This is a genomic window from Lysinibacillus sp. NPDC059133, assembly GCF_042755925.1.
GTDB lineage: Bacteria > Bacillota > Bacilli > Bacillales_A > Planococcaceae > Lysinibacillus.
In genome coordinates, this window is sequence record NZ_JBHZDH010000098.1 from 1 (window position 1) to 7,889 (window position 7,889).

Here is a 7,889-nt window from a genome sequence, read left to right on the forward strand (position 1 = left end):
CTGGAATGGCGAATTAGGGTGAAAGAAATCCTGATGTTTCATTGGGACATAAATCATTCAACGACTGTATAATTTTGGTTAATCAACACGTGTGGTACTATTTATATTATTTGCAAGTTCGTCAAGAGTTTTATTAGTAGATTCACTTGCTAACTGAACCAGTTCGTCATTAGAAAGGTCATGAATATCTTCAATCGTAGTGTCTTCAAGTTTATAAGCCGTTACCTTACCCTTTTTAAAAACAAACACTTTGAAAACGCTAGAATCTCTAACTGGATTTTCAGCTGTTTCAATCCAAACAGAATACTTTTCAAAGCCCTCACTTAAAGGCATAAAATCTTCGGCTGTGTGATTTCCTGGATTATCATATATTGGTTCTTTAGATTCTTTGTTACCTCCACAAGCCCCTAAAAGTAATACAGCAGTAATTACTGCTGACATTGCCAACCATTTTTTACGCAAAAACATTTCTTCATCTCCTCATTTGATTTCTAAATTCAATAAGTATCCCTCTTTGGAAAACACACTTAAATATGTGCCTTACTATTTTCCAAGGATTTTAAGTATCCTTTTTTATCAAGACGAGGTACAGCGATTAAAAACAGTAATGGACTAATCATAAAAATCCCAGCATGTATCAAATATCTTATAAAAATATCTTTTAAAATAAAGATTGCCATATAATTAATTTGTTTATTTCTAGCTTTATGACGTTTTCCTCCACGAGCCTCAGCTAAATAAGTACTTCGATATATACGTCCATCAGTTCCGCGAAGGTAAGTTTCTCGAGTAACATATTCATCTGGAGTATTTTTATCAATCTCTAATAATCTAGAAAAACCAAAAAATGTTTGATTTAAAAATGATAAATTCCCAAAAATTTTGTTATATAACCAAGTTGTTTGTATCCAATAATTAGCATGCGGATAACAAAGCACACAAAGAATTAACAGCCAATGAACAATTGGGTAGAATAAGATATATTTAATCACCCCAAAATCATAATAAGGACGCCAATTGACCCAATAGCTCCAAATCGAACCACTAATCATAAAAATAGGTAGTAGTGTTAAATAACGTCTCTTTTTAATATTCTTAATAGCATTCAAATACTTCATTAATAAATCCATTTGTATTATTCCTTTCATTTAAGAATGTACCTTAACACCTTCATCTCCTGAAATCATAAATAGGCCTTGACGTCAAAAAAACCTAACTCTATGAATAAGAGCTAGGTTTAGATTATAATACTAAATTTTGGTTGTAAACCTTTCGGGAAGTCCTCAATTAATTTCCTTCTCAAAAAATTTGTTTGTTAAATTAATTTTAACATACGTGTCAAGTTTGAGGTAGTTTATTCTAAAAAATAAATGTAAATTCTTAAGGGGAGCTCTAAGGACTTGAAATAAATTTTTATACAGATTCATACCTTTATATCAATTTTTAATTTCATTAGTTATTGATATGAAAGGATTTAGATGGTGTGTTTATGCATGAAAAATGTGTTCGTATTTCTCAAAACGTTAGGTTGATTTCCGTTACGGCTTATATATATGGTATCTGTTTTAACAAATATCATCCCCTATTTATTGATTGCAAATTAAACAGGTGCCAGCTTAGTTTGCTAGCACCTGTTGTTTATTAATCTCTATTATCTTCCATTCCTTGTAGAAGCATTTTTCTAAAATCCTGTGCTTGGTCGGCTTTAATGGCTACATTGTTATAACGTTTTTTAAGCCCCAGCATAAAAGTCACTTCCACAGGCTCCTTCATTTTTAATATAAACTGTGGATATGCAGCTTCAAAATCACGTGCTATAAAATCAATTGTATCCTTGGCTAATTTTCCTTCCAACTGCTCCTTATCCTCAACAAGCTCTTCAATCTGGTCAAAGCGAATTTCTGCTCGTTTCATCAATCCTAAAGACAAATACAATTTATCAGATGTTACATGAACAGGATTTAAACGAATGGCCTGCATATCTGCTACAAAAAATAGGACAGAGTATACATTTAAAATAAGCAATAGAATAGAAAGAACAAGTGATTTCTCATGTAGCCACCAATGAATCCCTATTGTTTCAATGGCGATTCCATGGATAAGCATAATGATAAAGGCAATATAGCTCGAATTTTTATGCAAGGTTAACCCAGATCGCTCTTTTCTCTTCCAGCTTGCAAAAGCGTAGTAAATCACTAAAAAGTCTGTGCAAAGCATTTGGATAATAAGATGCTTAGGTGCATGTTTTTCAACTGCTTTTGGAAATGAAAACAAATCTGGTAAAGTAGTTGATCGTACATCCGCTATGATTCTCGGCATATAACGAACAAGTGTTGCAATTAGTAAAATTTCTAATAGAATAACCGTACCTTCAATGGCAAACCCAGCCCAAGTCACCGCAACAAATGGCTGTAGATGTTCAATCGGGATAATAAAACGGGCTGCAATGCAACCAGCCGCCGCTAAAAGTACCGCTTGTTTTATAGAAAACTTTCCTTTATAAAGCAGAAATAAAACAGGCATAACTAAGACAAAATCAATTAATGAGCCCATCACAACGCCATTTGTTTCAGGTGGTAAAATGGAAACACCAAGTCCAGTGTTATAAAGCGTGTAATTACTGGCAAGTACCACTAACAAAAATGCTAGCCATATATTTTGCTTTTTCTTTAATGCAATCATGTTAAATCTCTCCCTTATCATTTATTTCATGTATAATTCCTTCCTTTAATACAATTTGGTTTAACTTCTGAACAATCTCTTTCAATTGCACGATCTCACTTAACTCAAGTTTTGAATAATATCTCGAGATAATAAATTGTTTTATTTCTTCCTCTCTTTCAAAATACTTAATGCCCGAAGTATCAAGGCTCACAAATATTTCACGTCTATTTTCCGGATTAATGCTCCGAGATACATAGTGCTGTTCTTCAAGTTTACTGACCAGCTGACCGACAGCACTAGATGTTATATTCATATAACTCGCAATCTGTCCAATCGTCACTTTCCTATTTTTATTAATAAAATCTAATAAAATTATTTGTTTAGGAGATAGTTCATCACTCACTAAATTTTGATGTAACTTTATGAAATGACTATCCATCGAATAAATAGCTTCATTCATTTCCTCCACAAGCTTATAAATAAGTTCTTCATCCTTTGCCATCACTCATTCAATCCTTTAAGTAAAGTTAATAGTAAAGGTATCTTTACTATTAACTTTACTTTATTTTATATGGTTATTATTGTCAACAACCTCAGCAATAAAGTGTAGATTTAATCCAATACTTTTCAAGAATTTTTCAGATGTCTTAACGAAATCAGATCAAATTCTCAAAAAAGAAATAACACTACTGTCGAGACATTAAGAATGGCAAAATAAAAAACCTCCTTATTAAGAGGTCTTTAGCAGTTTCATTGCCCTTATTCTTCTACAATATCTAATTGTTTGTAATAGTTCTCTACAATTGGATGAATATCTGGGTTTGAATCGTAATAGGTATTGTTAATTTCATCTAGAGTAAATTTAAATTCTTTTTCACCGCCAAAAAGAGCAATACCATATCGCCAACCTACACGCTTTTCTTGATTATCTTGTGGAATAAATTCTATATCTTTAATCAGATCTAGGAATTCACCAATTTGCTCTTTTTTCGTTATCGTTTTAGCATAACCAGTTGAACCATCTTGAATGATCACTTTATCTACATTTTCAATTTTTGCATCCTTATAAAATTCTTCTAATGATTGCGTTTTTTCATTAGAGCAAGCAGAAAGTAAAACTAGAAATGCGAATAAAATCAGGAACATAGATTTTTTCATTGAGCCACCTCCAAGGTTATTCCCCTACCTAGTAGAAGGATTAAATTACAAACAGTTACATCATAGCAATAAATGAAGCGATTCATTGCAAGCGCGGGTATTTACTTCTGCTTCTTTTACACTTCTAATCTATCCTTTATCAAAAAATTGTTTTCGATAAACATGTGGAGAGTATCCTGTATATTTCTTAAATTTTTCAATATAGTAACTTACTGTACTAAAGCCTGTTGTTGTAGCAATTGTAGTGATAGATTCCTCACTATCACGTAATAGCTCCATACTTTTGCGAAGACGATAGTGTAGTAAATATGTGAATGGTGTCATGCCGACCATTTTTTTGAAAAAGCGACTACATTCTGCACGACTTAAAAAAACATGTGCAGCTAAATTTTCTAAAGATATCTTTTCCTGATAATGAGTATGTAAATAATCAAGCATATCCTTCGCTCGTTCATGCTGGACAATAATTGCTGGATCCAGTATTTCTTCTGTTAGCATTGATTGTGACAAAATCGTTTCCCAAATGACTAATAGCTCTCTCCATACCTTTAGCTCATAAAAAACAGCTTGCTCTTGTAGTAATTTCGCCACGATGTCTACTTTTTGCGCCAATTGGCCGGAAAGCTTTACATAGGGCAGTCTATTGCTCGTTAAATACGGTAGTACATATTTAGTGGCAAAAATACTGTCCTTGTGTCCGCCTAATAGCAACGGATTCACGTTAATACAGAAAATTGTAGCCCCCTCTATTTGATAAGGCTTTGCTTCATGTAAACATGATGCATTGACAAAAAGCCCCTCTGCCTCCTCAAGTACGAAAACATCTGCTCCTACTCGATATTCCACACGACCACTTTTCACATAGACAAATTGAATTTCCTTATGCCAATGTAACGGTAAAAAATCCAGACTATCTAATCGCAAAATCGTCTCATATAGTGCAACTGGAAATTCCTTCGTCCCATGTAACGTTAGTTCTTGTAAATCCTTTGCAATTTTAATATGTGTTAACGTCACTACATAGCTCACCTCAATATATTGATATTTTTAACCTTATAAATCGATATTTTTTGTATCAAACATTCTTTATAATTTCTTTATATTGATAGTTTAGGAGATGTTTAAAGATGAATCAATCTACACAGAAAAATCGTACGCTTGGTTTTATTCTTGTCATTCTAGGGGCAAGTTTTTGGGGTATTGGTGGTACCGTCGCTCAAAAGCTTTTTCAGCAAGAAAATATAGAGGTTGGCTGGCTCGTTTCTAGTCGTCTTCTTTTAGCTGGCCTATTGCTCATTACTGCCTATAAAATTATACATCGTAAAGAGTCTATTTTTGTGATGTGGCGGACAAAGCAAAATGCCTTTAGACAAATTTTATTTAGTTTATTAGGAATGCTGGCGGTTCAATATACTTATATGATGTCGATTGCTATAGGTAACTCGGCTGTTGCGACTTTATTGCAATATTTAGCACCACTTTTTATTATGGCCTATTATTTAATAACGAAGCACAGTCAATTGACAAGGCAGGATGTAATCGCTGTAACATTGACACTTGTTGGTACTTTCTTATTACTAACAAATGGCTCGTTGTCTACACTTTCTGTTCCAGCGACGGCCGTGTTTTGGGGGATTTTATCTGGTCTTTCGGCTGCTTTTTATACGTTATATGCCGTCTCACTCTTACAGCAATTTCACTCATTGTTAGTTGTAGGCTGGTCAATGCTTATTGGTGGGATTGTGATGAGCCTTTTCCATCAGCCCTGGCAAATTGACATGTCAAACTGGGCATTGTCGACAATCGCTTATTTTCTGTTTATCGTTATTTTTGGGACAATGCTAGCATTTTGGTTTTATATTGCTAGTTTACATTATTTATCGCCAAAAGAAACAAGTTTACTTGGTAGCTTGGAGCCTTTAACGGCTGTTATGACAAGTGTGTTTTGGCTTAAAATTGCCTTTGGTGGTTTTCAATTTATTGGGACAATACTTATTCTCTGCATGATTTTATATCTTACAGTTTTTCAGAGAAAGAAACATAGGAAGGTTTAATAAATCCGGATTTATTTCGCAACTTAGACCCAAAAGACTACGAATCCATACATAAAATTTACATATGCTGAACTTTTCATTAGCAGAGGAAATTTTAGCTTGCATCCATGCATATACAAAGTTCACTGACCATGAATGCAGGAAAAATAAAAAGCGCGATCTTTAGGGATCGCACTTTTCTCATATATAGCTCTTAATAGCTTGTATAAATTCATAAATAAAATATCCAGCAAATCCAATTAGTAGTACGCCCGCTACCATTGTAAGCGACTTAATGACTTTACGACTCATCGCTTTTCGGGTAACCGAAACAATGGCCATCAAGCTTATATCATGTAACAATATGCCACTTAAAACACCTGCAGCAATCACTAAAAAGTTTGATGACTCCCCTTGCCCATATGCTTTGGCTAGTACAACACCAAAAACATTTACCGATACGAAAAACATATACATTTCTTAAAAAATGCAGTCATCTCTACTGTGACACAACTTATATCTTTCGACTTTCGTTTTGTGTCTTCCTTATTCTTCGAGCCTGGTTTCGCGAAAAGCTACTGCCATTTTGTATGACTCTCCAAAGGCTTAAATTCCGCAGTATCGTTGCGTACACATCTAAGGTTTAGTTTTTAGTTGAACTCCTTAGATTGAATAATTTGCTAAATTAATGCTTGCATTCAAATCTCTATCCAGCTTTAATCCACAAGAGCAGATAAATAGTCTGTCTTTCAGTCTCAAATCGGATTTGATTTGTCCGCAACTAGAACAAGTTTTTGATGATGGAAACCATCTGTCGGCTTCAATAAATTCAATTCCGTATTTTTGACATTTGTATTGAATTTGACGTTTGAATTCATATAATTTTTGACTGGCTACAGCCTTCGCCAGATGTTTATTTTTCATCAACCCTTTTACATGTAAATGTTCCATGACAATACGAGATGGCTTGGTTTTCACAATCTCATTAGAACACTGATGTAAATAATTTGTTCGGATGTCGTTCAGTCGCTTATATAAATTACGGATTTCACTGTTTTGTTTTTGAATATTTTTCATATTCTTTAAAGGTGTTTTATAGATTGGCTTTCGGTTTTTAGTATACGCTTTTGTGTTGGCTTCCTGCTTACGAGCTAGTTGTCGTTGTTCTCGTTTCAACTTTTGCTCTAATCGTTTGACTTCTTTGGTTTTGTTGATGTTCTCTTTGAACTCGCCATCAGAACAAACAGCCAATTTTTTGACACCAACATCAATCCCTAAACTCTCATCTGTTAAATTATATGGCTCAAATTTTTGCTCATATCCAATGGATAAGAACCAATTTCGTCCGTCAAATGAAATGCGTGGATTTGAATATTTTTGACCTTTTTTAAGCTTAGGTAGCGCATTGCACGTTTTTACAATGCCAATCTTTTCACCTCTAAAACCTACATTTATTCTTGTTAAACTTTCATAATTTACATAAAAACTAACTTTACTTCTTCGTCTGCTTTTGAACTTTGGCTTTTCAGTAATGCCTTCGAACCAACGCTTTCTAGCAACATCGGCATCTTTCACCGCCTGATTGCTTCCGACTTCCTTTAGCCATTTATGCGTTGTTGGTTTCAGTTCGTTATTGATTTTCTTACGAACTTCGCCCTCTTTGACTGTTCGCTTCTTGTCGTTGTAAGTACGTTCGCTTTCAGCCAAAAAATAATTGTAAGCCCATCTCGCAGTCCCAGCAGACTTCCAAAACAAAATCTCTTGTTCTTTAGTTGGCTTTAGTCTTATCTTTGTCGCCAGGATCATTGTTTTTCACCTTGACGTGGTGTACTGACTCGACAATAGCCAATTACCAACTTTCGTTTAGCAAATTTTCCAATGGACATTAATTCCATGCATACCACCTCTCTTTCACTATGATAAAATCACATTACCCTAATTAGAGAGGTTGTTAACATTTTTATATTTGTATATATTTTTCTTGTTCACACGAAGGCGCAACCCTTCATGCAGTCTTTCTCTCACGAGTAGACC

The 7,889-nt window shown here is 34.2% G+C and carries 9 protein-coding genes; 1 reads left to right on the forward strand and 8 read right to left on the reverse strand.

Features of this window, described 5'->3' with window-relative positions; translation table 11 throughout:
* Window positions 1-78 precede the first annotated feature (78 nt).
* The 6 genes from ACFXN8_RS25860 to ACFXN8_RS25885 form a co-directional block, all read right to left on the reverse strand.
* The gene (locus tag ACFXN8_RS25860; protein ID WP_386848254.1) at window positions 79-468 is read right to left on the reverse strand and encodes a hypothetical protein; all 390 of its coding nucleotides are present in this window, start codon (window positions 466-468) and stop codon (window positions 79-81) included.
* Window positions 469-527: 59 nt separating this feature from the next.
* On the reverse strand, window positions 528-1,130 hold the full coding sequence (locus ACFXN8_RS25865) for a hypothetical protein (RefSeq protein ID WP_386848255.1): 603 nt from the start codon (window positions 1,128-1,130) through the stop codon (window positions 528-530).
* Window positions 1,131-1,641: 511 nt separating this feature from the next.
* Window positions 1,642-2,682, reverse strand: coding sequence for a beta-carotene 15,15'-monooxygenase (locus tag ACFXN8_RS25870; RefSeq protein ID WP_386848256.1), 1,041 nt, complete (start codon window positions 2,680-2,682; stop codon window positions 1,642-1,644).
* A 1-nt stretch (window position 2,683) separates the two neighbouring features.
* Window positions 2,684-3,166: a MarR family winged helix-turn-helix transcriptional regulator gene (locus ACFXN8_RS25875; RefSeq protein WP_386848257.1), complete on the reverse strand. Its 483-nt coding sequence runs from the start codon at window positions 3,164-3,166 to the stop codon at window positions 2,684-2,686.
* 257 nt (window positions 3,167-3,423) lie between these two features.
* Complete coding sequence (locus tag ACFXN8_RS25880; RefSeq protein ID WP_386848258.1) at window positions 3,424-3,822, reverse strand: hypothetical protein; 399 nt, start codon at window positions 3,820-3,822, stop codon at window positions 3,424-3,426.
* Window positions 3,823-3,951: 129 nt separating this feature from the next.
* A complete protein-coding gene (locus ACFXN8_RS25885) occupies window positions 3,952-4,839 on the reverse strand; it encodes an AraC family transcriptional regulator (RefSeq protein WP_386848259.1) in 888 nt (295 codons plus the stop codon).
* Window positions 4,840-4,949: 110 nt separating this feature from the next.
* Here ACFXN8_RS25885 and ACFXN8_RS25890 point away from each other — a divergent pair, with 110 nt between their 5' ends.
* Complete coding sequence (locus ACFXN8_RS25890) at window positions 4,950-5,876, forward strand: EamA family transporter (RefSeq protein WP_386848260.1); 927 nt, start codon at window positions 4,950-4,952, stop codon at window positions 5,874-5,876.
* Window positions 5,877-6,056: 180 nt separating this feature from the next.
* Here the strand turns inward: ACFXN8_RS25890 and ACFXN8_RS25895 are convergent, their stop codons facing one another.
* Window positions 6,057-6,326 carry a LysE family transporter gene (locus ACFXN8_RS25895; RefSeq protein WP_376077535.1) on the reverse strand — a complete coding sequence of 90 codons (270 nt, stop codon included), beginning with the start codon at window positions 6,324-6,326 and terminating at the stop codon, window positions 6,057-6,059.
* 192 nt (window positions 6,327-6,518) lie between these two features.
* Entirely contained in the window at window positions 6,519-7,661 is a 1,143-nt protein-coding gene (locus ACFXN8_RS25900; protein ID WP_386848261.1) for an RNA-guided endonuclease InsQ/TnpB family protein, read from the reverse strand.
* Window positions 7,662-7,889 lie beyond the last annotated feature (228 nt).

Bases quoted from the DNA above. Each gene is read 5' to 3' on its own strand.
- ACFXN8_RS25860 (WP_386848254.1), bottom strand. From the start codon at position 468: ATGTTTTTGCGTAAAAAATGGTTGGCAATGTCAGCAGTAATTACTGCT.
- ACFXN8_RS25865 (WP_386848255.1), bottom strand. From the start codon at position 1,130: ATGGATTTATTAATGAAGTATTTGAATGCTATTAAGAATATTAAAAAG.
- ACFXN8_RS25870 (WP_386848256.1), bottom strand. From the start codon at position 2,682: ATGATTGCATTAAAGAAAAAGCAAAATATATGGCTAGCATTTTTGTTA.
- ACFXN8_RS25875 (WP_386848257.1), bottom strand. From the start codon at position 3,166: ATGGCAAAGGATGAAGAACTTATTTATAAGCTTGTGGAGGAAATGAAT.
- ACFXN8_RS25880 (WP_386848258.1), bottom strand. From the start codon at position 3,822: ATGAAAAAATCTATGTTCCTGATTTTATTCGCATTTCTAGTTTTACTT.
- ACFXN8_RS25890 (WP_386848260.1), top strand. From the start codon at position 4,950: ATGAATCAATCTACACAGAAAAATCGTACGCTTGGTTTTATTCTTGTC.
- ACFXN8_RS25895 (WP_376077535.1), bottom strand. From the start codon at position 6,326: ATGTTTTTCGTATCGGTAAATGTTTTTGGTGTTGTACTAGCCAAAGCA.
- ACFXN8_RS25900 (WP_386848261.1), bottom strand. From the start codon at position 7,661: ATGATCCTGGCGACAAAGATAAGACTAAAGCCAACTAAAGAACAAGAG.